Origin of the sequence: Fusobacterium mortiferum ATCC 9817 (assembly GCF_000158195.2) — a bacterium.
Lineage (GTDB): Bacteria > Fusobacteriota > Fusobacteriia > Fusobacteriales > Fusobacteriaceae > Fusobacterium_A > Fusobacterium_A mortiferum.
In genome coordinates, this window is sequence record NZ_GL987993.1 from 41,519 (window position 1) to 66,844 (window position 25,326).

Consider the following 25,326-nt stretch of genomic DNA (forward strand, 5'->3'; position numbering starts at 1 on the left):
AATATGAATAAAGAGATTGTTTTAAGAATGAGTGATATAGTTAAAACATTCCCCGGAGTAAAAGCCTTAGATGGTGCAAGTCTTAATATATATAAAGGAAGAGTTATGGCTCTTATGGGGGAAAATGGTGCTGGAAAATCAACACTGATAAAGGTTATGACTGGAATATACAACATGGATAGTGGAAGTTTGTATGTTGGAAATTCTAAAGTAGATTTTAGAAATGTAAATGATTCACAAGAAAAAGGGATAGCTGTAATACACCAAGAGTTAAATCTTATTCCAGAGCTTTCAATTACAGAAAATATATTTTTAGGAAGAGAGTTAGTTAATGGTTTTGGGAAGATAGATAGCTCTTTAATGAAAAGTGAAGCTAGAGTTTTACTAGATAAATTAAATGTAAAAGAGAATGAAAATACACTGGTAAAAGAGCTAACTATTGGGAAAATGCAGATGGTAGAGATAGCTAAAGCTCTTTCACAAAATGCTAAGATAATAGTTATGGACGAGCCAACAGATGCATTGACAGATAGTGAAACAGAGAGCTTATTTAAAGTAATAAGAGAATTGACTGCTGAAGGTAAGAGTATAGTATATATTTCTCATAGATTAAAAGAGATACCAGAGATATGTGATGATATTACAATAATGAGAGATGGTAAATTTATATGTGAAGCAGAAGTGAAAGATATAGATGAAGAATTTATTATAAGAAATATGGTAGGAAGAACCTTAGATGAGCAGTTCCCTAGGGTAAAAGTAGAAAGAGGAAAAGAGATACTAAGAGTAGAAAATCTAAAAAATAGCTATGTAGATGGAGTAAGTTTTTCACTACATGAGGGAGAGATACTTGGTATTTCTGGACTGATGGGAGCTGGAAGAAGTGAGCTTGTAAAAACTATCTATGGTCATCTAAAAAAAGATAGTGGAAAAGTATTTATTGATGGAGAAGAGAAAAATATAAGGTCAGCAAAAGAGGGAATAGAGTGTGGAATAGCTTATGTATCTGAAGATAGAAAAGGTGATGGGCTAGTTCTAGGAATGAGTGTAAAAGAGAATATGACACTTTCAGCTCTAAATTTCTTCTCAACACTTTTCAAATTAGAGCATAAAAAAGAAGAAGCAAGTGTAGAAGAGTATATTGGAAAATTTAGAGTAAAGACACCAAGTATGGAGCAAAAAATAAAAAATCTAAGTGGTGGAAATCAACAAAAAGTTGCAATAGCTAAAGCCTTACTAACCAACCCTAAAATCTTAATATTAGATGAACCAACAAGAGGGGTAGACGTAGGAGCTAAAAAAGAGATATATGACTTTATAAATGACCTTAAAACAAAGGGACTAAGTATAATTATGATATCTTCTGAGATGCCAGAGATAATGGGACTTAGTGATAGAATAATGGTAATTCATAATGGAAAAGTAACTGGAGAGTTTTTAGCAGAAGAAGCTACACAAGAAAAAATAATGAGATGTGCAGTAGGAGGGAAAGAATGTTAAAAAAAATATGGAGTAATAAGCCATTGATAGGACTTATTATATTTGCTGTAATAGTATCTGTACTAAATCCTAGATTTTTAACTCATGCAAATATATTAAATGTATTAAGACAAACTTCAATCAATTCAATAATAGCAATAGGAATGACACTAGTAATACTAACAGGAGGAATAGATCTTTCAGTAGGATCAATACTGGCTTTTTGTGGAGCTGTAATGGCATCACTATTAAATGCTGGACATAATCCTATCTTAGCATTCATAGTAACATTAGCTCTTGGTTTAGTTTTTGGATTTTTTAATGGATTTCTAGTTTCTAAGATGAAGCTTCAAGCATTCATAGTAACATTGGTAACTATGACTTTCTTAAGAGGAGCAACTCTTGTATTTACAGAGGGAAAACCAATAACAGTAGATGATGGTGGACTTCTTTTTGAAAATATAGGTGGAGGATACCTATTTGATATCCCTATTCCAATATATATAATGATAGCTTTATTTGTAGCTGGACATTATTTACTTATGCATACTAAGTTTGGAAGATATACTTACGCAATAGGAGGAAATGAAGAGGCTACAAAATTATCAGGAATAAATGTTGATAAAGTAAAGATGTGGGTATATGGACTATGTGGAATGTTATCAGCTCTAGCAGGGGTAATATTAACTTCTAGACTTTATTCAGCTCAGCCTACTGCAGGTAGTGGATATGAGCTAGATGCGATAGCAGCTGTTGTATTAGGTGGAACTTCTCTTGCTGGAGGAGTAGGAAGAGTTACTGGTACAGCACTAGGAGCTTTAATTATAGGAGTTTTAGGAAACGCCTTAAACCTATTGAATGTATCATCATATTATCAAATGATGATAAAAGCAATAGTAATATTAATAGCAGTATTAATAGACAGAAAGTCTAATAAATAAAATAGAGGTGGTATGGATGAAAAAAACAATGAAATTATTTGGAATGGCAGCTTTAATTATGGTAGCTTCAACAGTTGCAAATGCAGAGAAAATAGGATTAGTAGTATCAACACAAAACAATCCATTCTTTGTTACATTAAAAGAGGGAGCAGAGGCTAAAGCAAAAGAGTTAGGACATGAACTAATAGTATTAGATTCTCAAAATGACCCATCAAAAGAACTAGGAAATGTAGAGGATCTATTAATAAGAGGGGTAGACGTTTTATTGATAAATCCTACTGATTCAGATGCAGTAGCAAGTTCAGTAAGAGCAGCTAACAGAAGTAAAATTCCAGTAGTAACATTAGATAGAGCAGCAAATAAAGGAAAAGTAGTTTCTCACGTAGCTTCAGACAATGTATTAGGTGGAGAAATGGCTGGAAACTATATAGTTGAAAAATTAAATGGAGCAGGAAAAGTAGTTGAACTTGAAGGAATTCCTGGAACAACTGCAGCAAGAGATAGAGGAGAAGGTTTTAATAAAGCTGTAAATGGAAAATTAACAACAGTAGCAAAACAAGCAGCAGATTTTGATAGAACAAGAGGACTTACTGTAATGGAAAATATACTACAAGCTCAACCAGAAATAGATGCAGTATTTGCTCATAATGATGAAATGGCTCTAGGAGCTTTAAAAGCAATAGAAGCTTCTGGAAGAGATATTCTAGTAGTAGGATTTGACGCTACAGATGATGCAGTAGCATCTGTAAAAGAGGGGAAAATGGGAGCAACTGTAGCACAAAAACCAGCTGAAATAGGAGCAGTAGGAGTAGAAGTAGCAGATAAGATAATTAAGAAAGAGGAAGTTCCTGCTAATGTTCCTGTGGCACTGGAGTTAATAGTTAAATAGAATAAATTTAAAAAATAAGAGTGATTACCATATTTCTCCTATGTTACGATTTCAATTTAAGAAATTTACTAGGAGAGAAGATAGCATTCAAGAATGACAAAGATTGAGGAGAATAAATAGAGCAAGTATATGGAGTTATACTTGCTCTATGTTTTTTTATTTTTAAAAGTGTGGTAAATAGGTAATTTTGTAGGAAAATAAAATAAAAATTTCAATTTTTTATAAAAAATCATTGACAAATAGCTTTATATTTAGTACAATGTTCTCGTGAACATTAGTTAATATAAAACATAGGAAATAGAATTAAATATTAAAAACTTTAGTTAAAAGGGAGTGTTTTTAAATGAGAAATTTAGAGAAATACCATGGAGTAATACCAGCATTCTATGCTTGTTATGACAAAGAAGGAAATATTAGTGTTGAAGGAGTAAAAGCTTTAACTAGATACTTTATTGAAGCAGGAGTTCAAGGAGTATATGTTGGAGGTTCTTCTGGAGAGTGTATTTATCAAGGTAAAGAAGAGAGAAAATTAGTTCTAGAAACTATAATGAAAGAAGCACAAGGAAGATTAACAGTAATAGCTCACGTAGCTTGTAACAATACAGCAGATAGTATGGAATTAGCTGCTCATGCAGAAAGCTTAGGAGTAGATGCAATTGCTGCTATACCACCTATTTATTTCCGTTTACCAGAGCATGCAATAGCTAAATACTGGAACGATATTTCAAGTGCTGCACCTAACACAGATTTCGTAATTTATAACATTCCACAATTAGCAGGAGTTGCTTTAACACCATCTCTATATAAAGAAATGTTAAAAAATCCAAGAGTAATAGGAGTTAAAAACTCTTCTATGCCTATTCAAGATATCCAAACATTTAAAGCTATTGGAGGAAAAGATACAATAGTATTCAATGGTCCAGATGAGCAATTTATCGGTGGATTTATGATAGGAGCAGAAGGAGGAATTGGAGGAACTTATGGTGCAATGCCTAAATTATTCCTTAAAGCTTTAGAGTGCTTCAAAAAAGGAGACTATGAAACAGCTCGTGCAATTCAATATGATGTAAACGACATCATAACAGCTCTATGCTCTTGCAAAGGAAATATGTATGGAGTAATCAAAGCTACTTTAAAAATCAACCACAACATAGAAATCGGAGGAGTTCGTTCTCCATTAGCTAACCTTGTAGAAGAGGATATGCCAAAAGTAGAAGCTGTAGCTAAATTAATAAGAGATACAGAAGCTAAATACCTATAATAAAAATAGAAATAAATTTTAGTCCCTAGAGGAGTCTGGGGACTTTTTTATATACTTGATTTTTTTTATTTTTCGAGGGATAATGTAAAAAAGAACAACGTATAGGAGTGATACTATGAATAGAAAGCCTAAGGTAGTAGTATTAGGTGGGGGAAGTGGAATATCTGTAGTATTGAGAGGACTGAAATATTTACCAATAGATTTGACAGCTATTGTATCTGTAGCTGATGATGGTGGAAGCAGTGGAGCTTTAAGAAAGGAGTTTGATTCTCCACCACCTGGAGATTTAAGAAACGTATTAATTGCCCTAAGTGATGTAGAGCCAATAATAGAGGATGTATTCCAATATAGGTTTAAAGAGGAAAGTTCTATAGGAGCACATCCATTGGGAAATCTTCTTATTATGGCTATGAATGAGATAACAGGAAATATTGGAGATGCAGTAGATAGACTTAGAAAGTTATTTAATATAAAAGCAAAAATATTACCAGCAACTTTAGAAAAAGTATTTTTATATGCTGAAACAGAAAGTGGAAAAATAGTAGAAGGAGAATCTAACATACCTTTTTCAAAAGAGAAAATTAAAAGAGTTTTTTATAAAAATGAAAGAAAGGCACCCTTAGAAAATTTAAAAGCCTTAGAAGAGGCAGATTTAGTAGTATTTGGAATAGGAAGTCTATATACGAGCTTAATCCCTAATCTATTATTAAAAGAGGTTAAGGAAAGTTTAAAGAAAACTAAGGGGAAGGTTGTATATGTTTGTAATGCAATGCAACAGCCAGGGGAAACAGAAGGATATGATGCTTTAGCACATATAGAAGCTATATGTGAAGTTATAGGTGAAGGAATAATAGATGAGGTAATAGTTGACACAGTAGAGATACCAGAAGAGATACTTTCAAGATATAAAAAGCAAAGAAGTGATAGAGTTCTTGTAAATAAAGAAAGTATAAAGAAAAAAGGGATAAAAGTTAAAGATAGAGACATATTAGAAATTGATTCAAAAGGGATGGTAAGACATCATCCATATAAGTTAGCAGCAACACTATATTCTTTAATAGATAAATGGGAGGAGTTTTATGTTTAAGCATGTATTTGGACCTGTACCTTCAAGAAGATTAGGAATTTCTTTGGGAGTAGACTTGGTACTTCCTAAAAGTTGTAATATGAATTGCATATTTTGTGAATGTGGAGCAACAAAAAAATTAACATTGAAAAGAGAAAGGTTTAAAGATCCAGAAGAGGTAAAAGAAGAGATAAAAGAAGTTTTAAAAAAAATAAAGCCTGATTATATAACTTTTTCAGGAAGTGGAGAACCAACTTTAAGTAAAGATATTGGAGAGATTATAGATTGGATAAAAGAGCACACAGATGTAAAAGTTTGTGTGATAACTAATGGGCTATTATTAGAAGATGGAAAAGTAATAGAAGATATAAAAAAAGCTGATTTAATAATTCCTACATTAAATAGTGTAGATAATTTGATATTTAAAAAAATAAATCGCCCTTCTGTAGAAAGTGATATATCTCAAGTAATGGGAGGGTTAAGAAATTTAAGTGAAAAATATAGAGGAGAAATCTATATTGAAACTTTTATAATAGAGGGATTAAATGACTCAGATGAGCATACAGAAAGAATGGTAAAATTCTTAAAAAATCTAAAATTTACAAAATTACAGCTTAATAGCTTAGATAGACCAGGAACAGAAGAGTGGGTAAAACCTGCTAGTAAATCTACACTAAAAAGAATAAAAGATAAATATATAGAGTTAGGAATAAAAAATGTAGAGATAGTAAATGAGATGAAAGAAGTAGAAAAAAAATTAGATGTAGATAAAGAATTGCTAAAAAATATGAAAGAAAAAAGAGAGTATAGTGAAAAAGAGTTAAAAAAAATTTATAATATTTAATAATTTTTTTAAAAAATAATAATTAAAAAGCTTTGAAATTATTAGGTTTTTAGTGGATATTAAAAAAAATAGAAAAAAATTTAAAAAAAGTTGTTGACAGTTTTTATATAATGTGGTAATATAATATCTGTCAGCGGGACACGAAAGTGAAAAACGAAAACGTGAACTGATGACAAAATGAATAAAAATGCCGCTTTAGCTCATCTGGTAGAGCAACTGACTTGTAATCAGTAGGTGATTGGTTCGACTCCGATAAGCGGCACCAGATGCCCCGTTCGTTCAGTGGTAAGGACATCAGATTTTCACTCTGGAAACAGGGGTTCGATTCCCCTACGGGGTACCACTAAAAACTTAATAATCGGTGAGGTTCCCGAGTGGCCAAAGGGATCAGACTGTAAATCTGCCGGCTCTGCCTTCGAAGGTTCGAATCCTTCCCTCACCACCACTTAATTAACTACACTGAAGCTTTGAGCATAATGTGTGGATTTTTTTTTATCAAAATAAAAGTTGTTAAGAAATAAGTGGAAATTTTGAAGAAATAGTAGTAAAATATGTTATAGTTATTATAAAAATATTTGGAGGTATAACCAGAATGGCTAAAGAAAAATTCGAAAGAAGTAAACCGCACGTTAACATCGGAACAATCGGACACGTTGACCACGGAAAAACAACAACAACAGCAGCTATATCTAAAGTATTATCAGACTTAGGACTAGCTCAAAGAGTAGACTTCGATAACATCGACGCAGCTCCAGAAGAAAAAGAAAGAGGAATCACAATCAACACAGCTCACATCGAGTACGAAACAGAAAAAAGACACTATGCGCACGTTGACTGTCCAGGACACGCTGACTACGTTAAAAACATGATAACAGGAGCAGCTCAAATGGACGGAGCAATCCTAGTAGTTTCTGCAGCAGATGGACCAATGCCTCAAACAAGAGAGCACATCCTACTATCAAGACAAGTTGGAGTACCATACATCGTAGTATACTTAAACAAAGCTGATATGGTAGACGACGCTGAGTTATTAGAGTTAGTAGAAATGGAAGTAAGAGAGTTATTAAATGAGTACGGATTCCCAGGAGATGACGTACCAGTAATAGCTGGATCATCATTAGGAGCATTAAACGGAGAGCAACAATGGGTTGACAAAATCATCGAATTAATGAACGCAGTAGATGAGTACATCCCAACTCCAGAAAGAGCAGTAGATCAACCATTCTTAATGCCAATAGAAGACGTATTTACAATAACAGGAAGAGGAACAGTTGTAACAGGAAGAGTAGAAAGAGGAATAATCAAAGTTGGAGAAGAAGTAGAAATAGTTGGAATCAAACCTACAACTAAAACAACTTGTACAGGAGTAGAAATGTTCAGAAAACTACTTGACCAAGGACAAGCAGGAGACAACATAGGAGCTCTATTAAGAGGAACTAAGAAAGAAGACGTAGAAAGAGGACAAGTATTAGCAAAACCAGGATCAATCACTCCTCATACAAACTTCAAAGGAGAAGTATACGTATTAACTAAAGAAGAGGGAGGAAGACATACTCCATTCTTCTCAGGATACAGACCACAATTCTATTTCAGAACAACTGACATAACAGGAGCAATCGCATTACCAGAGGGAGTAGAAATGGTAATGCCAGGAGATAACATCGCAATGACAGTAGAATTAATACACCCAATCGCAATGGAAACAGGATTAAGATTCGCTATCAGAGAAGGTGGAAGAACAGTAGCTTCTGGAGTAGTTGCAGAAATCATAAAATAGTTAATGATAAAATAGTTTAAATACCCAGATTATTCTGGGTATTTTTTTTCTAAAAATATTTTCTTAGTTATAAAAAAAGCTTAGAAAAACCTAAAAAGCAAGCTTTGAAAAAAATGTAAAAAATATTAAAAAAAAACTAAAAAAAAGCTTTTCTTTTTTGAGAAAGTATGATATACTCTTTAAAGTGTATAAGGATATTTGAAAATCCTTAAAGATAATTTTCAAGGAGGTGTAAAGTAATAAATGGCTTCTAACAAATTAAGAATCTACTTAAAAGCTTATGATCACACTTTATTAGATCAATCAGCTAAGAAAATAGCGGAAGTTGCTAAAAAGTCTGGAGCGGAAATCGCAGGACCTATGCCATTACCTACTAAAATTAGAAAGTACACTGTATTAAGATCAGTGCATGTAAACAAGGATTCAAGAGAACAATTTGAAATGAGAGTACACAGAAGAATGGTTGAGATCAACAATTCTACACAAAAGACAATAGCTTCGTTAACAGCAGTTAACTTACCAGCTGGTGTTGGAATAGAAATCAAACAAATCTAATAGTTGATTTTTAGAAAAACATTGTAAGGTTATATTTCGAGTAATTTGATTTGTTTGATAAGAGGATTATCGGAATAAAAATTTTCCTTACAGAATAATACAAGTTGGCGCTTTTTTTAAAGCAGGGTGGTAGAACCACGAGGTCAAGTTGTCAACCAATATATTATTTGATGGAGGTAGAAACATGTCAGGAATTTTAGCTAAAAAAATTGGAATGACTCAAATTTTTGAAGATGGAAAATTCATTCCAGTAACAGTTGTTGAAGCTGGTCCTAACTTCGTACTACAAAAGAAAACTGTAGAAAACGATGGATATACAGCTCTACAATTAGGATTTGATGAGAAAAAAGAGAAAAACACTACTAAACCAGTAATGGGAATCTTCAAGAAAGCAGGAGTAAATCCTCAAAGATTCGTAAAAGAATTAAGAGTAGACTCAGTTGAAGGTTATGAATTAGGACAAGAGATAAAAGTTGATGTTCTAGCTGGAGTAGAGTTCGTAGATATTACAGGAACTTCAAAAGGTAAAGGAACATCAGGAGTTATGAAGAGACACGGATTCGGTGGAAACAGAGCTTCTCACGGGGTATCTAGAAACCACAGATTAGGTGGATCTATCGGAATGTCAACTTGGCCTGGAAAAGTATTAAAAGGAAAAAGAATGGCTGGACAATATGGAAATGAAACTGTAACAGTTCAAAACCTAAAAGTAGTTAAAGTTGATGCAGAAAACAACTTATTACTAATCAAAGGTGCTGTACCTGGTTCAAAAAATAGTTACATAGTTGTTAAACCAGCTGTAAAAAAATAATTCATTAGTAGATGTGGAAGGAGGAAAATAATGGCAGTTTTAAACATATATAACTTGACAGGAACTCAAACTGGAACTGTAGAAGTTAAAGATACAGTGTTTGGGATTGAGCCTAATCAAGCAGTACTTCACGAAGTACTAACTGCAGAATTAGCAGCTGCTAGACAAGGAACTGCAGCTACTAAGACGAGAGCAATGGTTAGAGGAGGAGGAAGAAAACCTTTCAAACAAAAGGGAACTGGTAGAGCAAGACAAGGAAGTATCAGAGCTCCTCACATGGTTGGAGGAGGAGTAACATTCGGACCTCAACCAAGATCATATGAGAAAAAAGTAAACAAGAAAGTAAGAAACTTAGCACTAAGATCAGCTTTATCTGCTAAAGTTGCAAACGGAGATGTATTAGTTCTAGATGGAACTATCGAAACTCCAAAAACAAAAACAATAGTTGCTTTAACAAATGCTATAAATGCAACTAACAAACAATTATTCGTAGTAAACGATTTAGCAGAGATGAATGATTACAACTTATACTTATCAGTAAGAAACTTAGAGAACGCAGTTGTATTACAACCAAACGAAATCGGAGTTTACTGGTTATTAAAACAAGAGAAAGTAATCATCACTAAAGAAGCACTAACTACAATAGAGGAGGTGCTTGGATAATGACAGCTTATGATATCATCAAAAGACCTGTTATCACTGAGAAAAGTGAAATGTTAAGAAGAGAGTATAACAAATATACTTTCGAAGTAAACACAAAAGCAAACAAAATTCAAATAAGAAAAGCTGTAGAGGAAATATTTAACGTAAAAGTTGAGTCTGTATCTACTTTAAACTCTAAACCAGTTGTAAAAAGACACGGAATGAAACTTTACAAAACTCAAGCTAAAAAGAAGGCTATCGTTAAGTTAGCACAAGGAAGCACAATTACTTACTTCAAAGAAGTGTAATTAATATATAACGGCTAAAGATATATATAGGTCTAAAGAATAAGGAATTTTTTCGGAGGTTAAGCAAAAATGGCTATTAGAAAAATGAAACCTATTACTAACGGACAAAGAGGAATGTCTAGATTAGTTAATACGGATTTAGATAATGTAAGACCTGAAAAGTCTTTAACTGTACCTTTAAAATCTGCATATGGTAGAGACAACTATGGACATAGAACATGTAGAGATAGACAAAAAGGACACAAAAGACTTTACAGAATTATCGATTTCAAGAGAAATAAATTAGATATACCTGCTAGAGTAGAATCTATCGAGTATGATCCAAACAGAACAGCTAATATAGCTCTTTTATTCTACGTAGATGGAGAAAAAAGATATATACTAGCTCCTAAAGGACTAAAAAAAGGTGACATGGTTATGGCAGGATCTCAAGCTGAGATTAAACCAGGAAACGCACTTAAAATAAAAGATATGCCAGTAGGGGTTCAAATTCATAATATTGAACTACAAAGAGGAAAGGGAGGACAATTAGTTAGATCTGCAGGAACTGCAGCAAGACTAGTTGCAAAAGAAGGAACTTACTGTCACGTAGAGTTACCATCTGGAGAATTAAGATTAATCCACGGTGAGTGTATGGCTACAATCGGTGAAGTAGGAAACTCAGAACACAGCTTAGTACAAATTGGTAAAGCTGGAAGAAACAGACATATGGGTAAAAGACCTCATGTAAGAGGATCTGTAATGAACCCAGTTGATCACCCTCATGGAGGAGGAGAAGGAAAAAATCCTGTAGGTAGAAAAGCTCCATTAACACCTTGGGGAAAACCTGCTTTAGGTGTTAAAACTAGAGGTAAGAAAACTACAGATAAGTTTATCGTAAGAAGAAGAAACGATAAGTAATTCTAAATTCGAGAGGAGGCTAACAAGGAATGGCTAGATCATTAAAAAAAGGACCTTTCTGTGACCACCACTTAATGAAAAAAGTTGAAGATGCAGTAGCTACTGGAAACTTAAAAGCAGTTATTAAGACTTGGTCAAGAAGATCAACTATATTCCCTAACTTCATTGGATTAACTTTTGGTGTATATAACGGGAAAAAACACATCCCTGTTCACGTAACTGAGCAAATGGTTGGGCACAAATTAGGAGAGTTCGCTCCAACTAGAACTTACTACGGACATGGAGTAGACAAGAAAAAGAAAAAATAATTTAAGCATATATTTGAGAAAGTAAAGAGGAGGTTGGACTAGTGGAAGCTAGAGCAATTACGAGATACGTAAGAATGTCTCCTAGAAAAGCTAGATTAGTAGCTGACTTAGTGAGAGGAAAATCAGCACTAGAAGCATTAGATATTCTAGAATTTACAAATAAAAAAGCAGCTAGATTAATAAAGAAGACATTAGCATCAGCTATTGCTAATGCAACTAACAACTTCAAAATGGACGAAGACAAGTTAGTAGTTTCAACAATTATGATAAATGATGGACCAGCTCTTAAGAGAATAATGCCTAGAGCTATGGGAAGAGCAGATATAATCAGAAAGCCAACAGCTCACATTGTTGTTGCTGTTTCTGAAAAGTAGTTTAAGGAGGTAAGACTGTGGGACAAAAAGTAGACCCTAGAGGACTAAGACTTGGAATTACAAGATCTTGGGATTCTAACTGGTATGCAGATAAAAAGGAATACGCTAAGTACTTCCATGAAGATGTAAAAATCAGAGAGTATGTTAAGAAAAACTACTTCCACGCAGGAATAGCAAAAGTAAAAATTGAAAGAACTTCTCCTTCAAATGTAGTAGTTCTTGTTTACACAGCTAAAGCGGGAATAATCATCGGAAGAAAAGGTGCTGAAATAGATAACTTAAGAGTAAATCTTGAGAAATTAACTGGAAAGAAAGTAACTGTAAAAGTACAAGAAGTTAAAGAGTTTAACAAAGATGCTGTACTTGTAGCAGAAAATATAGCTACTTCAATCGAGAAAAGGGTAGCATACAAAAGAGCTGTAAGCCAAGCTGTAATGAGAGCTATGAGAGCTGGAGCTAAAGGAATCAAAGTTATGGTTTCAGGAAGACTAAATGGAGCAGAAATTGCCAGAGCTGAGTGGGTAGTTGAAGGAAAAGTTCCTTTACATACATTAAGAGCTGATATTGATTATGCAACAGCAACAGCTCACACAACTTATGGAGCTCTTGGAATAAAAGTATGGGTTTTCCATGGTGAAGTTCTTCCAACTAAAAGGGAAGGAGGAGAAGCGTAGTCATGTTAATGCCAAAAAGAACAAAACATAGAAAAATGTTTAGAGGTAGAATGAAAGGTACAGCTCAAAGAGGAAACACTGTAGCATTCGGAGATTATGGACTACAAGCTCTTGAGCCACACTGGATAACAAATAGACAAATCGAGTCATGCAGGGTTGCAATCAACAGAACATTCAAAAGAGAAGGAAAAACTTTCATAAGAATATTCCCTGACAAACCAATTACAGCTAGACCAGCTGGAGTGAGAATGGGTAAAGGTAAAGGAAGTGTTGAAGGTTGGGTAGCAGTAGTACTACCAGGAAGAATAATGTTCGAAGTTTCTGGAGTAACAGAAGAGAAAGCTTTAGCAGCATTAAGAAAAGCTTCTATGAAACTTCCTGTAAGATGTAAAATAGTAAAAAGAGAGAATGGTGGTGAAAACTAATGAGAGCTAAGGAAATAAGAGAAATGTCAACTGAAGACTTAGTTGTTAAGTGTAAAGAGCTTAAGGAAGAGTTATTCAACCTAAAGTTCCAACTTTCATTAGGTCAACTTACTAACACTGCTAAAATCAGAGAAGTTAGAAGAGAAATTGCTAGAATAAATACAATCTTAAATGAAAGATAATCTCATTCATATATAAATTGATTCTTAGGAAGAGGAGGTTAATGTCTTGAGAAACGAAAGAAAAGTAAGAGAAGGAATAGTTGTTTCTGATAAAATGGATAAAACTATCGTTGTTGCAATAGAAACAATGGCTTTACACCCAATCTATAAGAAGAGAGTAAAAAGCACTACTAAGTTTAAAGCTCACGATGAAAATAATGTAGCTCAAACTGGAGATAGAGTAAGAATTATGGAAACTAGACCATTATCAAGAGATAAAAGATGGAGACTAGTAGAGATTGTTGAGAAAGCTAGATAATTCCAATTATTGTGAGAGGAGGATAATTTAATGGTACAACAACAAACTATCCTTAACGTTGCTGATAACTCAGGTGCAAAAAAATTAATGATAATCAGAGTACTTGGTGGATCTAAAAAAAGATTCGGAAAAATCGGAGACATCGTTGTAGCATCTGTTAAAGAAGCGATCCCTGGTGGAAACGTAAAAAAAGGTGACGTAGTTAAGGCTGTAATAGTTAGAACTAAAAAAGAATTAAGAAGAGAAGATGGATCATATATAAAATTTGATGATAACGCAGGAGTTATAATCAATAACAACAATGAACCAAAAGCAACAAGAATATTTGGACCAGTTGCAAGAGAGTTAAGAGCTAAAAACTTTATGAAGATTTTATCTCTAGCTCCAGAAGTAATCTAATAATCGAGAGAGGAGGCTAATATCGTGGCTAAACCTAAAATTAAATTTATACCAGAAACTTTACACGTAAAAACTGGAGATATGGTTTATGTAATATCTGGTAAAGATAAAGGTAAAACAGGTAAAGTTGTAAAAGTATTCCCTAAAAAAGGAAAAGTTGTAGTTGAAGGAATAAATATAGTAACTAAACATATGAAGCCAACTCCAATAAACCCACAAGGTGGAGTTGTTAGCAAACCAGCTGCTATATTCTCATCTAAAGTAATGTTATTTGATGAGAAAGCTGGAAAACCAACAAGAGTTGGATACAAGTTTGTAGATGGTAAGAAAGTAAGATACTCTAAAGTATCAGGAGAAGTTCTATAAGAAGGGAGGAAAACGTAAGTGTCTAAATACGTTTCTAGATATCATAAATTATATAACGACGTTATATCTCCAGCTTTAATGAAAGACTTAGGAATAAATAACGTTATGGAATGTCCAAAACTAGAAAAGATAATAGTAAATATGGGAGTTGGAGAAGCTACTCAAAACTCTAAATTAATAGATGCTGCTATGGGTGATTTAACTATCATTACTGGACAAAAACCAATAGTAAGAAAAGCTAAAAAATCTGAAGCAGGATTCAAATTAAGAGAAGGAATGCCAATCGGAGCAAAAGTTACTTTAAGAAAAGAAAGAATGTACGATTTTCTAGATAGATTAGTGAATGTAGTTCTTCCAAGAGTAAGAGACTTCGAAGGAGTTTCAGCTAACTCATTCGACGGAAGAGGAAACTACTCTTTAGGATTAAGAGATCAATTAGTATTCCCTGAAATCGAATTTGATAAAGTTGAAAAACTTTTAGGAATGTCTATCACTATCGTTTCTTCTGCTAAAAATGATGAAGAAGGAAGAGCTTTACTTAAGGCGTTTGGAATGCCTTTCAAAAAGTAATAGTGAGGAGGGTAAAGAATAAATGGCAAAGAAGTCAATGATCGCTAGAGATGTTAAAAGAGCTGAACTATGCGAGAAATATGCTGAAAAAAGAGCTGAACTAAAGAAGAGAGTTGCTGAAGGAGATATGGAAGCAATGTTCGAATTAAACAAACTTCCAAAAGACTCTTCTGTAGTTAGAAAAAGAAATAGATGTCAGTTAGACGGAAGACCAAGAGGATTCATGAGAGAATTTGGAATTTCGAGAGTAAAATTCAGACAGCTTGCAGGAGCTGGAGTAATACCAGGAGTTAAAAAATCATCTTGGTAATATTATAGGAAGGAGGATTTTCGTAGATGTATTTAACAGATCCAATTGCTGATATGTTAACAAGAATCAGAAATGCAAATGCAGTAATGCACGAGAAAGTAGATGTACCTCATTCAAATTTAAAAGATAGATTAGCAGAAATCCTAAAAGAAGAAGGATATATCGCTAACTATAAAGTTGTGACTGATGGGAACAAGAAAAATATAAGAGTTTACTTAAAATATGATGGTAAAGAGAGAGTTATCAAAGGAATCAAAAGAATCTCTAAACCTGGAAGAAGAGTATATTCTTCAGTAGAGGATATGCCAAGAGTATTATCAGGATTAGGAATTGCTATCGTATCTACTTCTAAGGGAATTGTTACTGACAGAGTAGCTAGAAGAGAAAACGTAGGTGGAGAAATTCTTGCATTTGTTTGGTAATAAATAACTTAGGAGGTGTTAGTAAATGTCAAGAGTAGGTAAAAAACCTATAATAGTGCCTTCTGGAGTTGAAGTAACAATAAACGGAAACGTAGTTACTGTAAAAGGACCAAAAGGTACTCTAACAAAAGAATTTAATTCAGAATTAACAATAAAAGAAGTTAAAGGTGAAGCTCATCACCACGCTGTAAATGAAATCGTTGTTGAAAGACCTAACGATTTACCAGCAGTAAGAGCTATACATGGAACTACAAGAGCTCTAATCAACAACATGATTTTAGGAGTTTCTCAAGGATTTAGAAAAACTCTTAATCTAGTTGGAGTTGGATACAGAGCAGCTGCAAAAGGAAAAGGACTAGAATTAGCATTAGGATACTCTCATCCAGTAATCATTGATGAAGTACCTGGAATTACATTCACAGTTGAGAAAAACACAACTATCCACATCGACGGTATCGAAAAAGATGTAGTAGGACAAGTTGCTGCTGATATAAGAGCTAAAAGAGCTCCTGAGCCATATAAAGGAAAAGGAGTTAAGTATTCTGACGAAGTTGTTAGAAGAAAAGAAGGTAAAAAATCGTAAGGTAGCTTAACTAAAAGGAGGTAAGACAGTTGTTTAAGAAGGTAGATAGACAAGCTGTAAGAACAAGAAAGCATTTATCAATCAGAAATAAAATTTCTGGTACAGCTGATAGACCAAGACTTTCTGTATATAGATCAAACAACAATATCTTTGCTCAATTAATAGATGATGTTAATGGAGTAACTCTAGTTTCTGCATCAACTATTGATAAAGCGTTAAAAGCAAATATTGCAAATGGTGGAAATGTAGAGGCTGCTAAGACTGTAGGAAAAGCACTAGCAGAAAGAGCAGCAGCTAAAGGAATAACAAATATCGTATTCGACAGATCAGGATACAAGTACACAGGAAGAGTAGCAGCTCTTGCTGAGGCAGCTAGAGAAGCTGGATTAAGCTTCTAATTCTATTAGAGAGGAGGATTTCACTTGTCTAAGTTAGCAAATAGAGAAGAAAAACAATATCAAGAAAAATTATTAAAGATATCAAGAGTTTCTAAGACAACTAAAGGAGGAAGAACAATATCTTTCTCAGTTTTAGCAGCTGTTGGTGATGGAGAAGGAAAAGTTGGATTAGGATTAGGAAAAGCTAATGGTGTACCTGATGCTATAAGAAAAGCACTTTCTTCTGCAAAGAAAAATTTAGTAGATGTTTCTCTAAAAGGGTCTACTATTCCTCATGAAACTGAAGGAAAATGGGGAGCAACAACTTTATGGATGGCACCAGCTTACGAAGGAACTGGAGTTATCGCTGGATCTGCAACAAGAGAGATATTAGAGCTTGTTGGAGTACATGACATTTTAACTAAAATTAAAGGTTCTAGAAACAAACACAACGTTGCTAGAGCTACAATAGAAGCTTTAAAATCACTTAGAACAGCTGAGCAAATCGCTGCTTTAAGAGGTAAAGAAGTAAAAGATATCTTAAGCTAGGAGGGAATTTAGATGGTAAAGCTTAGAATAGAGCTTGTAAAAAGCATAATCGGAAGAAAGCCTAACCACATAGCAACTGTAAAGTCGCTAGGGCTTAAGAAGATGAATGATGTTGTGGAGCATGTAGAAACTCCTGAGTTAAAAGGAAAGCTAGCTCAAGTTTCTTACTTACTTAAAGTAGAGGAGGTGCAAGCTTAATATGAAATTAAACGAATTAATGCCTTCTGTACCAAGAAAAGCTAGAAAAAGAGTTGGAAGAGGAGAATCTTCTGGATTAGGAAAAACATCTGGAAAAGGAAGCAATGGACAAAAGTCTAGAGCTGGTGGAGGAGTAAAACCTTACTTCGAAGGTGGACAAATGCCTATCTATAGAAGAGTTCCAAAAAGAGGTTTCTCTAACGCATTATTCAAGAAAGAGTATGCTATAGTTACATTAGATCTTTTAAATAGATTTGAAGATGGAGCTGAAGTTACTCCTGAAATCTTATTCGAAACTGGATTAGTTAGAAAAATGATGGACGGAATCAAAGTTTTAGGAAATGGAACTTTAGATAAAAAATTAACTGTAAAAGCTCACAAAGTTTCTGCATCTGCTAAAGCAGCTATTGAAGCTAAAGGTGGAGTAGTAGAAATCATAGAAGTTAAAACATTTGCTGATGTTGCTAAGAACAACAAGTAGTTTTTAACTTGCTAGGACTAGAAGCGAGGTGAAGTTGTTTTGACTTTAATGGAAAAATTTAATATGAAATTGAGTAGCATTATGCAGATTCCTGAGTTAAGAGAGAGAATCGTCTTCACCTTGTTAATGTTTTTAGTTGCTAGAGTAGGAACTTACATTCCTGCTCCAGGGGTAGATGTAGATAGACTCGCAACTATGACAGCACAAAGTGATATATTGGGTTATATCAATATGTTTTCTGGAGGAGCTTTCAAGAGAGTATCTATATTTGCTCTTGGGATAGTTCCTTACATTAACTCATCAATTGTATTCAGCTTATTAGCTGTAATAATCCCTAAAATTGAAGAAATTCAAAAAGAGGGTGAGTCTGGAAGAAATAAAATTACTCAATGGACAAGATATTTAACTATTGGAATAGCAATAATACAAGCTTTTGGAGTATGTATGTGGTTACAATCAGTTGGACTAGTTACAACTCCAGGAACTATGTTTTTCCTAACTACAATCGTAACATTAACTGCTGGTACAGTATTTTTAATGTGGATTGGAGAGCAAATCTCTATTAAAGGGATAGGAAATGGAGTTTCACTTCTAATCTTCTTGAACGTAATATCTGGAGGACCTTCAAATGTTGTTCAGACTATTCAAAGTATGAGAGGAAGTAAATTCTTAATACCAGTATTACTATTAATAGCTTTAGCTGGAATATTAGTAGTAGCTGGAATTGTTATTTTCCAATTGGGACAAAGAAAAATACCTATTCACTATGTAGGAAAAGGATTTAATGGAAGAGGAGGTATGGGTCAAAACTCATATATTCCTTTAAAGTTAAATAGTGCTGGAGTAATGCCAGTTATCTTTGCATCAGTAGTAATGATGATTCCATCAGCTATTGTTAATGCAATTCCATCTGAATATACAATTAAAACTACATTAGCAATGGTATTTAGTCAAAGTCACCCAGTATATATGATAATATATGCTGTAGTAATCATATTTTTCTCTTTCTTCTATACTGCTATAGTATTTGATCCTGAAAAAGTGGCAGATAACTTAAAGCAAGGTGGAGGAACAATCCCAGGAATAAGACCTGGAACTGAAACAGTTGAGTATTTAGAAGGTGTCGTAACAAGAATTACTTGGGGTGGTGCTTTCTTCTTAGCAGCTATATCAATATTACCATATGCAATATTTACTTCTTTTGGTCTTCCAGTTTTCTTTGGGGGAACAGGGATAATTATTGTTGTTGGAGTTGCTATTGATACAGTTCAACAGATAAATGCTCATCTAGTAATGAGAGAATATAAAGGATTTATATAGAGCTTTATATAAAAGACATAACTTTTTAGTTGTGTCTTTTTATTTTGTATTGAAATTTTATTTTTAAGTTGAAGATAATAGCTGCAATTTTTTAGAAAGTGTAGTATAATAAATAAGTAATACAAAATAATTTAAGGAGATGATAACATAATGAATATCATGTTATTTGGTGCACCAGGTGCAGGAAAAGGAACTCAGGCTAAGTTCTTAATAGAAAAATATGGAATACCTCAAATATCAACTGGAGATATTCTAAGAGCAGCTATAAAAGAGGGAACTGCTATGGGATTAGAAGCTAAAAAATTTATGGATGAAGGGAAATTAGTTCCAGATTCTACAATCATTGGAATAATCAAAGATAGATTATCACAAGAGGATTGTAAAAAAGGATTTATCCTAGATGGATTCCCTAGAACTTTAGCTCAAGCAGAAGCACTAGAAGTATTAATGAAAGATATGGGAATAGCTTTAGATAAAGTTATATCATTAAATGTTCCAGATGAACTAATAGTAGGAAGAGTTACAGGAAGAAAAGTATGTCCAGTATGTGGAGCATCTTTCCATGTAGAATTTAATCCACCAAAAGTAGAAGGAAAATGTGATTACTGTGGAGCAGAATTAATTACTAGAAAGGATGATAATGCTGAAACAGTAACTAAGAGATTAGGAGAATATCACTCTCAAACAGCTCCTTTATTTGATTTCTATAAATCAAGAAACTTATTAGTAGACATCGATGGAACAAAAGAAGTAGATGCTATAACTCAAGAGATTTTTGCTATTCTTGGATAATTTTAAATTAGAAAGGAATTTTAAATGGCAATAATAAAGACTTTAGACCAAATAAATGAGATAAAAAAATCTAATCAAATCATTGCAAGATTATATAGAGATATTTTACCTAAGTATATCAAACCAGGAATTTCTACATATGAAATTGATAAGATAGTAGATGACTATATTAGAAGCCAAGGAGCGATACCAGCGTGTATAGGAGTTCCTGGACCATATGGAGCCTTTCCAGCTGCAACTTGTATATCTGTCAATGAAGAAGTAGTACATGGAGTACCTAATGGAAGAATACTTCAAGAGGGAGATATAGTAAGTATAGATACTGTAACAAATTTAAATGGTTATTTTGGAGATTCAGCTATAACTTTCCCAGTTGGAGAGATAGACGAAGAATCAAAAAAATTATTAGAAGTTACAGAAAAATCTAGAACTATAGGAATAGAGATGGCAGTAGTTGGAAATAGACTAGGAGATATTGGTCATGCTATCCAACAATATGTAGAGAAAAATGGTTTTAGTGTAGTAAGGGATTATGCTGGACATGGAGTGGGACTTTCAATGCACGAAGACCCTATGGTACCTAACTTTGGAAGAAAAGGAAGAGGATTAAAAATAGAAAATGGAATGGTACTAGCTATAGAACCAATGGTAAATGTCGGAACATATAAACTTAATATGAAAGATGATGGATGGACAGTTGTAACTAAGGACGGAAAGAGGTCTGCACACTTTGAACATTCTATTGCAATTATTGATGGTAAGGCAGTAATTTTAAGTGAAATAGATTAATGTAAAAATATTAAAAAAGTTTAAGAAAATCAATAATTTTTTATAGACTTTTTGTAATTTACATGCTATAATAATTTGAAGTTCTGTTCGATAGGAGGAATTATGTCAAAAAAAGATGTTATCGAATTAGAAGGTACTATTTTAGAAGCCCTTCCAAATGCGATGTTTAAAGTTGAATTAGAGAATGGGCACACTATTTTAGGCCATATCTCTGGTAAGATGAGAATGAACTACATTAAAATTTTACCTGGAGATGGAGTGACTGTACAAATCTCTCCTTATGACTTGTCAAGGGGTAGAATAGTATACAGGAAGAAAAATTAATATCACGAAAGGAGGCAGATGAATGAAAGTAAGAGTATCAGTTAAACCTATTTGTGACAAGTGCAAAGTTATCAAGAGACATGGAAAAGTTAGAGTTATATGTGAAAACCCTAAACACAAACAAGTTCAAGGATAATTTTGTAAAGAGAGTTTGTTAAAAGTACGACAATTATGACATGTAGTACTGTAAAGATATGTTGGCTGTAGAGCCATCTCCGAATTTAGGAAACGGAACATATCGACGAAAGTATTGAGCTGGTTTATATTACTAGCAAAATATATAAAATTTTCGATAGAGGAGGAAACAATTTTGGCTAGAATAGCAGGAGTAGATATCCCAAGAAACAAGAGAGTTGAGATAGCTTTAACTTACATTTACGGAATCGGAAAACCAACTTCACAAAAAATCTTAACAGAAGCTGGAATTAACTTTGATACAAGAGTTAAGGACTTAACTGAAGAAGAAGTAAACAAAATCAGAGCTATTGTTGAAACTATTAAAGTAGAGGGAGACCTAAGAAAAGAAGTAAGACTTTCTATAAAAAGACTTATGGATATCAAATGTTACAGAGGATTAAGACACAAAATGAATCTACCTGTAAGAGGACAAAGTTCAAAAACTAACGCAAGAACAGTTAAAGGTCCAAAAAAACCTATTAAAAAGTAATCGAGTATTTTAGAGGAATTATAGAATTTTATAATTTAGCAAGGGAGGTAGCTTAAGTTGGCTAAAAAGAAGGTAGCTAAGATTAAAAAGAAAGTTAAAAATATTCCTAACGGAGTTGCCCATATACATTCAACTTTTAATAACACAATAGTTGCTATTACTGATGCAGAAGGTAAAGTTGTAAGTTGGAAATCAGGAGGAACTTCTGGTTTCAAAGGAACTAAAAAAGGAACTCCATTTGCAGCTCAAATCGCAGCTGAGCAAGCAGCAAATATTGCTATGGAAAATGGAATGAAAAAAGTAGAAGTAAGAGTGAAAGGTCCAGGATCTGGAAGAGAAGCTTGTATCAGATCATTACAAGCAGCTGGATTAGAGGTAACTAAAATAACTGACGTTACTCCTATCCCACACAATGGATGTAGACCACCAAAAAGAAGAAGAGTGTAGTCTCACTTATTTATTTTGAAAATCATTGCGGCAAATTGAATACAAAGGAGGAATATTTAGAAAATGGCAAGAAATAGACAGCCTGTATTGAAGAAATGTAGAGCGCTAGGAATTGATCCAGTAGTTTTAGGAGTTAACAAATCTTCTAAAAGAGGACCAAGACCAAATGCAAATAAAAAGCCTACAGAGTATGCAGTTCAATTAAGAGAAAAACAAAAAGCAAAATTCATATATAATGTAATGGAAAAACAATTTAGAAAGATATACGAGGAAGCAGCAAGAAAACTTGGTGTAACTGGTTTAACTTTAATCGAGTACTTAGAGAGAAGATTAGAGAACGTAGTTTACAGATTAGGATTTGCTAAAACTAGAAGACAAGCTAGACAAATCGTTTCTCACGGACACGTAGCTGTAAACGGAAGAAGAGTTAATATCGCTTCTTACAGAGTAAAAGTAGGAGATGTTATCTCTATAATAGAAAATTCTAAAAACTTAGATATAATCAAAACATCTGTAGAGGATGCAACTGTACCAGCTTGGTTAGAGCTAGACAGAGCTGCTTTCTCTGGTAAAGTTTTACAAAACCCAACTAAAGACGACTTAGATTTCGATTTAAACGAGTCATTAATAGTTGAGTTCTACTCTAGATAATAAGCCCTTTTAATAGGAGTTGATTAAATGTTAAAGATTGAGAAACATGCAAGGGGTATCAATATAACTGAAGTAAAAGAGAATGAATTTAAAGGTCAATACATAGTTGAGCCTTTATATAGAGGTTATGGGCATACTGTTGGTAATGCTTTGAGAAGAGTTTTACTTTCGTCTATCCCAGGAGCTGCTATTAAAGGTGTGAGAATTAACGGTGTATTAAGTGAATTCTCTGTTATGGAAGGAGTAAAAGAAGCTGTAACTGAAATTATCCTAAACATAAAAGAAATAGTTGTTAAAGCTGAAACTAGTGGTGAAAGAAAAATGACTCTTTCTGTTAAAGGACCTAAGACAGTAACTGCAGCTGATATAATACCTGATGTAGGAATAGAAATAGTAAATCCTGAACAAGTTATTTGTACAATAACTACAGATAGAGAACTTGACATGGAATTTCTTGTAGATACTGGAGAAGGATTTGTTGTATCAGAAGATATCGAAAGAAAAGATTGGCCAGTAGATTATATAGCAGTAGATGCTATCTATACTCCAATTAGAAAGGTATCATATACTATCCAAGATACAATGGTTGGTAGAATGACTGATTTCGACAAATTAACTTTAGAAATCGAAACAGATGGAAGCATAGAAATAAGAGATGCATTATCTTATGCAGTTGAGTTGTTAAAATTACACTTCGATCCTTTCTTAGAGTTAGGTAACAAAATGGAAAACCTAAGAGCTGAAGTAGAGGATGAAGAAGAAGATTCAACTACTCACTCTAAAGATGATAATATTCTAAATACTAAGATAGAAGAGCTAGATTTAACAGTTAGATCATTTAACTGCTTAAAGAAAGCTGGAATAGAAGAAGTAAGTCAATTAGCAAAATTATCGCTTAACGAACTTCTAAAAATTAAAAATCTAGGAAGAAAATCTTTAGATGAAATCCTAGAGAAAATGAAAGAATTAGGATATGATCTAACTCAAAATGGATCTCCTGAGTAAGAAGATTAATAAGGAGGATAGCTAACTAAATGAATCACAATAAATCATATAGAAAGTTAGGTAGAAGAGCTGACCACAGAAAAGCTATGCTAAAAAACTTAACTATATCTTTACTAAGTGCAGAGAAAATAGAAACTACTGTAACTAGAGCAAAAGAATTAAGAAAATTTGCTGAGAGAATGATAACTTTAGGAAAGAAAAATACTCTAGCTTCTAGAAGAAGTGCATTTGCTTTCTTAAGAAACGAAGAAGTAGTAGCTAAGTTATTCAACGAAATAGCACCTAAATATGCAGAGAGAAATGGTGGATATACAAGAATCATCAAAACTACTGTTAGAAAAGGTGACTCAGCTGAAATGGCTATAATCGAGCTAGTTTAATAATTAGTTAGATATGAGGAGTAGAAATACTCCTCTTTTTTTCATTAAAACTTGAATAAGTTGAAATAAAAAAGTATAATTAGATTAGTGGTAAAATATTTAGAGTAATAAGGTGGGATAAGTATGAAAACGATAAATAAGTTAGTACTATTAGAAGGGAATGAAGTGGTTCTATCTAAAGAGGAAGCTATAAAAAAATTAGCTGATAAATTAGAAGAGGCTGGGTTTTTAACTAGTTGTAATGAGTTTTTAGAGTCTGTATATTTAAGGGAAGAGATAGCTCCAACAACAGTGGGATATGGAATAGGGCTTCCACATGGAAAAGGAAGCTGTGTAAAAGAATCAGTGGTAGCATTTATGAGAGTAAAAAATCCTATTCTTTGGAATATTCAAGATGATGAAAAAGTTAAAATAGTTTTTATGCTAGCTGTATCTGAAGAAGAAGGAAAAGGAACACATAATGACATCTTAGTAGAGTTATCTAAAAAGATATTAGATAGTAATTTTAGAAATAGAATAGAAAATAGTAGTAGTATTGAAGAGATAGTAAAATTGATTAATGAATAAAAAGGGAGGAATTTACTAAAAACTTAAAGTAAATTCCTCTCTTTTTTATATATAAGGAAATTATAATTTGACTTTTTAAGAGAAAAATAAGGAATTAGTTAATATTTCTATTAGAAGTTTAATAAAATAAGAAAAAATAAATATTTTTGTAACACAAAAAAGCTGATTTTAATCAGCGCTACCAACAATATTCTTTCCAACAAATGGAGCCTTTTGATATATTAAAATATGAAATTCTTCTTACTTTCATTTTAATTTTACAATTAAAACAATAGAAAGGATTTATTCCAAATGTTTTCCAGATTTCTAGTTGATAAAATGTAGTTTTAGTATATTGTAATTTATATTTTTTTATTTTAGAGATAATAAATTTAAGTTCTTTTTTTATATTTCTA

At 33.1% G+C, this 25,326-nt stretch carries 39 protein-coding genes and 3 tRNA genes; all 42 read left to right on the forward strand.

Features of this window, described 5'->3' with window-relative positions:
* Positions 1–3: 3 nt before the first annotated feature.
* The 42 genes from rbsA (at position 4) to FMAG_RS08610 (ending at position 24,931) form a co-directional block, all read left to right on the forward strand.
* Positions 4–1,500: a ribose ABC transporter ATP-binding protein RbsA gene (gene rbsA, locus FMAG_RS08400; protein WP_005885851.1), complete on the forward strand. Its 1,497-nt coding sequence runs from the start codon at positions 4–6 to the stop codon at positions 1,498–1,500.
* On the forward strand, positions 1,494–2,420 hold the full coding sequence (rbsC, locus tag FMAG_RS08405) for a ribose ABC transporter permease (RefSeq protein ID WP_005885853.1): 927 nt from the start codon (positions 1,494–1,496) through the stop codon (positions 2,418–2,420). Before rbsA ends, rbsC begins: the two co-directional genes overlap by 7 nt.
* Before the next feature lie 16 nt (positions 2,421–2,436).
* Complete coding sequence (gene rbsB, locus FMAG_RS08410) at positions 2,437–3,309, forward strand: ribose ABC transporter substrate-binding protein RbsB (RefSeq protein ID WP_005885855.1); 873 nt, start codon at positions 2,437–2,439, stop codon at positions 3,307–3,309.
* Positions 3,310–3,652: 343 nt separating this feature from the next.
* On the forward strand, positions 3,653–4,570 hold the full coding sequence (locus FMAG_RS08415; RefSeq protein ID WP_005885857.1) for a dihydrodipicolinate synthase family protein: 918 nt from the start codon (positions 3,653–3,655) through the stop codon (positions 4,568–4,570).
* Between the two features lie 115 nt (positions 4,571–4,685).
* The gene (locus tag FMAG_RS08420; RefSeq protein WP_005885859.1) at positions 4,686–5,657 is read left to right on the forward strand and encodes a gluconeogenesis factor YvcK family protein; all 972 of its coding nucleotides are present in this window, start codon (positions 4,686–4,688) and stop codon (positions 5,655–5,657) included.
* Positions 5,650–6,480, forward strand: a complete 831-nt coding sequence (locus FMAG_RS08425; RefSeq protein WP_005885861.1) for a radical SAM protein — start codon at positions 5,650–5,652, stop codon at positions 6,478–6,480. The genes FMAG_RS08420 and FMAG_RS08425 overlap by 8 nt, the downstream gene beginning before the upstream one ends.
* 189 nt (positions 6,481–6,669) lie before the next feature.
* A tRNA-Thr gene (locus FMAG_RS08435) sits at positions 6,670–6,745 on the forward strand.
* 3 nt (positions 6,746–6,748) lie between these two features.
* Positions 6,749–6,823: transfer RNA gene (locus tag FMAG_RS08440), tRNA-Glu, on the forward strand.
* A 17-nt stretch (positions 6,824–6,840) separates the two neighbouring features.
* Positions 6,841–6,925: transfer RNA gene (locus FMAG_RS08445), tRNA-Tyr, on the forward strand.
* 147 nt (positions 6,926–7,072) lie between these two features.
* A complete protein-coding gene (gene tuf / locus FMAG_RS08450; protein WP_005885863.1) occupies positions 7,073–8,257 on the forward strand; it encodes an elongation factor Tu in 1,185 nt (394 codons plus the stop codon).
* A gap of 243 nt (positions 8,258–8,500) precedes the next feature.
* A complete protein-coding gene (rpsJ, locus tag FMAG_RS08455; protein WP_005885865.1) occupies positions 8,501–8,812 on the forward strand; it encodes a 30S ribosomal protein S10 in 312 nt (103 codons plus the stop codon).
* Positions 8,813–8,996: 184 nt separating this feature from the next.
* On the forward strand, positions 8,997–9,623 hold the full coding sequence (gene rplC, locus FMAG_RS08460; protein ID WP_005885867.1) for a 50S ribosomal protein L3: 627 nt from the start codon (positions 8,997–8,999) through the stop codon (positions 9,621–9,623).
* Between the two features lie 30 nt (positions 9,624–9,653).
* Complete coding sequence (rplD, locus tag FMAG_RS08465) at positions 9,654–10,286, forward strand: 50S ribosomal protein L4 (protein WP_005885869.1); 633 nt, start codon at positions 9,654–9,656, stop codon at positions 10,284–10,286.
* A complete protein-coding gene (rplW, locus tag FMAG_RS08470; protein ID WP_005885871.1) occupies positions 10,286–10,573 on the forward strand; it encodes a 50S ribosomal protein L23 in 288 nt (95 codons plus the stop codon). The genes rplD and rplW overlap by 1 nt, the downstream gene beginning before the upstream one ends.
* Before the next feature lie 69 nt (positions 10,574–10,642).
* Positions 10,643–11,473, forward strand: coding sequence for a 50S ribosomal protein L2 (rplB, locus tag FMAG_RS08475; RefSeq protein WP_005885873.1), 831 nt, complete (start codon positions 10,643–10,645; stop codon positions 11,471–11,473).
* A 29-nt stretch (positions 11,474–11,502) separates the two neighbouring features.
* Entirely contained in the window at positions 11,503–11,781 is a 279-nt protein-coding gene (gene rpsS / locus FMAG_RS08480; protein ID WP_005885875.1) for a 30S ribosomal protein S19, read from the forward strand.
* Positions 11,782–11,822: 41 nt separating this feature from the next.
* A complete protein-coding gene (rplV, locus tag FMAG_RS08485) occupies positions 11,823–12,155 on the forward strand; it encodes a 50S ribosomal protein L22 (protein ID WP_005885877.1) in 333 nt (110 codons plus the stop codon).
* A gap of 17 nt (positions 12,156–12,172) precedes the next feature.
* Positions 12,173–12,829, forward strand: coding sequence for a 30S ribosomal protein S3 (gene rpsC / locus FMAG_RS08490; protein WP_005885879.1), 657 nt, complete (start codon positions 12,173–12,175; stop codon positions 12,827–12,829).
* A 2-nt stretch (positions 12,830–12,831) separates the two neighbouring features.
* On the forward strand, positions 12,832–13,254 hold the full coding sequence (gene rplP / locus FMAG_RS08495) for a 50S ribosomal protein L16 (protein WP_005885881.1): 423 nt from the start codon (positions 12,832–12,834) through the stop codon (positions 13,252–13,254).
* Entirely contained in the window at positions 13,254–13,436 is a 183-nt protein-coding gene (gene rpmC / locus FMAG_RS08500; protein WP_005885895.1) for a 50S ribosomal protein L29, read from the forward strand. Before rplP ends, rpmC begins: the two co-directional genes overlap by 1 nt.
* A gap of 46 nt (positions 13,437–13,482) precedes the next feature.
* Positions 13,483–13,734, forward strand: a complete 252-nt coding sequence (gene rpsQ, locus FMAG_RS08505; RefSeq protein ID WP_005885897.1) for a 30S ribosomal protein S17 — start codon at positions 13,483–13,485, stop codon at positions 13,732–13,734.
* 30 nt (positions 13,735–13,764) lie between these two features.
* Positions 13,765–14,133, forward strand: a complete 369-nt coding sequence (gene rplN, locus FMAG_RS08510; RefSeq protein ID WP_005885899.1) for a 50S ribosomal protein L14 — start codon at positions 13,765–13,767, stop codon at positions 14,131–14,133.
* A gap of 24 nt (positions 14,134–14,157) precedes the next feature.
* Positions 14,158–14,499, forward strand: coding sequence for a 50S ribosomal protein L24 (gene rplX, locus FMAG_RS08515; RefSeq protein ID WP_005885901.1), 342 nt, complete (start codon positions 14,158–14,160; stop codon positions 14,497–14,499).
* Positions 14,500–14,517: 18 nt separating this feature from the next.
* Positions 14,518–15,069 (forward strand): 50S ribosomal protein L5, encoded by a 552-nt coding sequence (gene rplE / locus FMAG_RS08520; RefSeq protein ID WP_005885903.1) that lies wholly within the window; start codon positions 14,518–14,520, stop codon positions 15,067–15,069.
* 22 nt (positions 15,070–15,091) lie between these two features.
* Positions 15,092–15,379 carry a 30S ribosomal protein S14 gene (rpsN, locus tag FMAG_RS08525; protein WP_005885905.1) on the forward strand — a complete coding sequence of 96 codons (288 nt, stop codon included), beginning with the start codon at positions 15,092–15,094 and terminating at the stop codon, positions 15,377–15,379.
* A gap of 26 nt (positions 15,380–15,405) precedes the next feature.
* Positions 15,406–15,801 carry a 30S ribosomal protein S8 gene (rpsH, locus tag FMAG_RS08530; protein WP_005885908.1) on the forward strand — a complete coding sequence of 132 codons (396 nt, stop codon included), beginning with the start codon at positions 15,406–15,408 and terminating at the stop codon, positions 15,799–15,801.
* A 25-nt stretch (positions 15,802–15,826) separates the two neighbouring features.
* On the forward strand, positions 15,827–16,384 hold the full coding sequence (gene rplF / locus FMAG_RS08535; RefSeq protein ID WP_005885910.1) for a 50S ribosomal protein L6: 558 nt from the start codon (positions 15,827–15,829) through the stop codon (positions 16,382–16,384).
* Between the two features lie 29 nt (positions 16,385–16,413).
* Positions 16,414–16,782 (forward strand): 50S ribosomal protein L18, encoded by a 369-nt coding sequence (gene rplR / locus FMAG_RS08540; protein ID WP_005885911.1) that lies wholly within the window; start codon positions 16,414–16,416, stop codon positions 16,780–16,782.
* A 24-nt stretch (positions 16,783–16,806) separates the two neighbouring features.
* Positions 16,807–17,310: a 30S ribosomal protein S5 gene (gene rpsE / locus FMAG_RS08545; protein WP_005885912.1), complete on the forward strand. Its 504-nt coding sequence runs from the start codon at positions 16,807–16,809 to the stop codon at positions 17,308–17,310.
* A 12-nt stretch (positions 17,311–17,322) separates the two neighbouring features.
* Entirely contained in the window at positions 17,323–17,508 is a 186-nt protein-coding gene (gene rpmD / locus FMAG_RS08550; RefSeq protein WP_005885913.1) for a 50S ribosomal protein L30, read from the forward strand.
* 1 nt (position 17,509) lies between these two features.
* Positions 17,510–17,989 (forward strand): 50S ribosomal protein L15, encoded by a 480-nt coding sequence (rplO, locus tag FMAG_RS08555; RefSeq protein ID WP_005885914.1) that lies wholly within the window; start codon positions 17,510–17,512, stop codon positions 17,987–17,989.
* 39 nt (positions 17,990–18,028) lie between these two features.
* Complete coding sequence (gene secY / locus FMAG_RS08560; protein WP_040493999.1) at positions 18,029–19,309, forward strand: preprotein translocase subunit SecY; 1,281 nt, start codon at positions 18,029–18,031, stop codon at positions 19,307–19,309.
* Between the two features lie 150 nt (positions 19,310–19,459).
* The gene (locus FMAG_RS08565; RefSeq protein ID WP_005885916.1) at positions 19,460–20,101 is read left to right on the forward strand and encodes an adenylate kinase; all 642 of its coding nucleotides are present in this window, start codon (positions 19,460–19,462) and stop codon (positions 20,099–20,101) included.
* 24 nt (positions 20,102–20,125) lie between these two features.
* The gene (gene map / locus FMAG_RS08570) at positions 20,126–20,890 is read left to right on the forward strand and encodes a type I methionyl aminopeptidase (RefSeq protein ID WP_005885917.1); all 765 of its coding nucleotides are present in this window, start codon (positions 20,126–20,128) and stop codon (positions 20,888–20,890) included.
* 102 nt (positions 20,891–20,992) lie between these two features.
* A complete protein-coding gene (gene infA, locus FMAG_RS08575; protein ID WP_005885934.1) occupies positions 20,993–21,214 on the forward strand; it encodes a translation initiation factor IF-1 in 222 nt (73 codons plus the stop codon).
* A gap of 22 nt (positions 21,215–21,236) precedes the next feature.
* Entirely contained in the window at positions 21,237–21,350 is a 114-nt protein-coding gene (gene rpmJ / locus FMAG_RS08580) for a 50S ribosomal protein L36 (protein WP_005885935.1), read from the forward strand.
* Positions 21,351–21,524: 174 nt separating this feature from the next.
* Positions 21,525–21,881 (forward strand): 30S ribosomal protein S13, encoded by a 357-nt coding sequence (gene rpsM, locus FMAG_RS08585; protein WP_005885937.1) that lies wholly within the window; start codon positions 21,525–21,527, stop codon positions 21,879–21,881.
* Positions 21,882–21,938: 57 nt separating this feature from the next.
* Positions 21,939–22,328, forward strand: a complete 390-nt coding sequence (gene rpsK / locus FMAG_RS08590) for a 30S ribosomal protein S11 (protein ID WP_005885940.1) — start codon at positions 21,939–21,941, stop codon at positions 22,326–22,328.
* 63 nt (positions 22,329–22,391) lie between these two features.
* Entirely contained in the window at positions 22,392–22,979 is a 588-nt protein-coding gene (gene rpsD / locus FMAG_RS08595) for a 30S ribosomal protein S4 (RefSeq protein WP_005885941.1), read from the forward strand.
* Positions 22,980–23,006: 27 nt separating this feature from the next.
* Positions 23,007–23,984, forward strand: a complete 978-nt coding sequence (locus tag FMAG_RS08600; RefSeq protein ID WP_005885942.1) for a DNA-directed RNA polymerase subunit alpha — start codon at positions 23,007–23,009, stop codon at positions 23,982–23,984.
* A gap of 29 nt (positions 23,985–24,013) precedes the next feature.
* Positions 24,014–24,364 carry a 50S ribosomal protein L17 gene (rplQ, locus tag FMAG_RS08605; protein WP_005885943.1) on the forward strand — a complete coding sequence of 117 codons (351 nt, stop codon included), beginning with the start codon at positions 24,014–24,016 and terminating at the stop codon, positions 24,362–24,364.
* Between the two features lie 123 nt (positions 24,365–24,487).
* The gene (locus FMAG_RS08610; RefSeq protein WP_005885944.1) at positions 24,488–24,931 is read left to right on the forward strand and encodes a PTS sugar transporter subunit IIA; all 444 of its coding nucleotides are present in this window, start codon (positions 24,488–24,490) and stop codon (positions 24,929–24,931) included.
* Positions 24,932–25,326 lie beyond the last annotated feature (395 nt).

Bases quoted from the DNA above. Each gene is read 5' to 3' on its own strand.
- FMAG_RS08415 (WP_005885857.1), top strand. From the start codon at position 3,653: ATGAGAAATTTAGAGAAATACCATGGAGTAATACCAGCATTCTATGCT.
- FMAG_RS08600 (WP_005885942.1), top strand. From the start codon at position 23,007: ATGTTAAAGATTGAGAAACATGCAAGGGGTATCAATATAACTGAAGTA.
- rplC (WP_005885867.1), top strand. From the start codon at position 8,997: ATGTCAGGAATTTTAGCTAAAAAAATTGGAATGACTCAAATTTTTGAA.
- rpmC (WP_005885895.1), top strand. From the start codon at position 13,254: ATGAGAGCTAAGGAAATAAGAGAAATGTCAACTGAAGACTTAGTTGTT.
- tuf (WP_005885863.1), top strand. From the start codon at position 7,073: ATGGCTAAAGAAAAATTCGAAAGAAGTAAACCGCACGTTAACATCGGA.
- infA (WP_005885934.1), top strand. From the start codon at position 20,993: ATGTCAAAAAAAGATGTTATCGAATTAGAAGGTACTATTTTAGAAGCC.
- rpsD (WP_005885941.1), top strand. From the start codon at position 22,392: ATGGCAAGAAATAGACAGCCTGTATTGAAGAAATGTAGAGCGCTAGGA.
- rplF (WP_005885910.1), top strand. From the start codon at position 15,827: ATGTCAAGAGTAGGTAAAAAACCTATAATAGTGCCTTCTGGAGTTGAA.
- rplD (WP_005885869.1), top strand. From the start codon at position 9,654: ATGGCAGTTTTAAACATATATAACTTGACAGGAACTCAAACTGGAACT.
- FMAG_RS08420 (WP_005885859.1), top strand. From the start codon at position 4,686: ATGAATAGAAAGCCTAAGGTAGTAGTATTAGGTGGGGGAAGTGGAATA.
- rpmD (WP_005885913.1), top strand. From the start codon at position 17,323: ATGGTAAAGCTTAGAATAGAGCTTGTAAAAAGCATAATCGGAAGAAAG.
- rplO (WP_005885914.1), top strand. From the start codon at position 17,510: ATGAAATTAAACGAATTAATGCCTTCTGTACCAAGAAAAGCTAGAAAA.
- map (WP_005885917.1), top strand. From the start codon at position 20,126: ATGGCAATAATAAAGACTTTAGACCAAATAAATGAGATAAAAAAATCT.
- rplW (WP_005885871.1), top strand. From the start codon at position 10,286: ATGACAGCTTATGATATCATCAAAAGACCTGTTATCACTGAGAAAAGT.
- rpsJ (WP_005885865.1), top strand. From the start codon at position 8,501: ATGGCTTCTAACAAATTAAGAATCTACTTAAAAGCTTATGATCACACT.
- rpsH (WP_005885908.1), top strand. From the start codon at position 15,406: ATGTATTTAACAGATCCAATTGCTGATATGTTAACAAGAATCAGAAAT.
- rpmJ (WP_005885935.1), top strand. From the start codon at position 21,237: ATGAAAGTAAGAGTATCAGTTAAACCTATTTGTGACAAGTGCAAAGTT.
- FMAG_RS08610 (WP_005885944.1), top strand. From the start codon at position 24,488: ATGAAAACGATAAATAAGTTAGTACTATTAGAAGGGAATGAAGTGGTT.
- FMAG_RS08565 (WP_005885916.1), top strand. From the start codon at position 19,460: ATGAATATCATGTTATTTGGTGCACCAGGTGCAGGAAAAGGAACTCAG.
- rbsB (WP_005885855.1), top strand. From the start codon at position 2,437: ATGAAAAAAACAATGAAATTATTTGGAATGGCAGCTTTAATTATGGTA.
- rbsA (WP_005885851.1), top strand. From the start codon at position 4: ATGAATAAAGAGATTGTTTTAAGAATGAGTGATATAGTTAAAACATTC.
- rplP (WP_005885881.1), top strand. From the start codon at position 12,832: ATGTTAATGCCAAAAAGAACAAAACATAGAAAAATGTTTAGAGGTAGA.
- rplB (WP_005885873.1), top strand. From the start codon at position 10,643: ATGGCTATTAGAAAAATGAAACCTATTACTAACGGACAAAGAGGAATG.
- rpsN (WP_005885905.1), top strand. From the start codon at position 15,092: ATGGCAAAGAAGTCAATGATCGCTAGAGATGTTAAAAGAGCTGAACTA.
- rplN (WP_005885899.1), top strand. From the start codon at position 13,765: ATGGTACAACAACAAACTATCCTTAACGTTGCTGATAACTCAGGTGCA.
- FMAG_RS08425 (WP_005885861.1), top strand. From the start codon at position 5,650: ATGTTTAAGCATGTATTTGGACCTGTACCTTCAAGAAGATTAGGAATT.
- rplQ (WP_005885943.1), top strand. From the start codon at position 24,014: ATGAATCACAATAAATCATATAGAAAGTTAGGTAGAAGAGCTGACCAC.
- rpsS (WP_005885875.1), top strand. From the start codon at position 11,503: ATGGCTAGATCATTAAAAAAAGGACCTTTCTGTGACCACCACTTAATG.
- rbsC (WP_005885853.1), top strand. From the start codon at position 1,494: ATGTTAAAAAAAATATGGAGTAATAAGCCATTGATAGGACTTATTATA.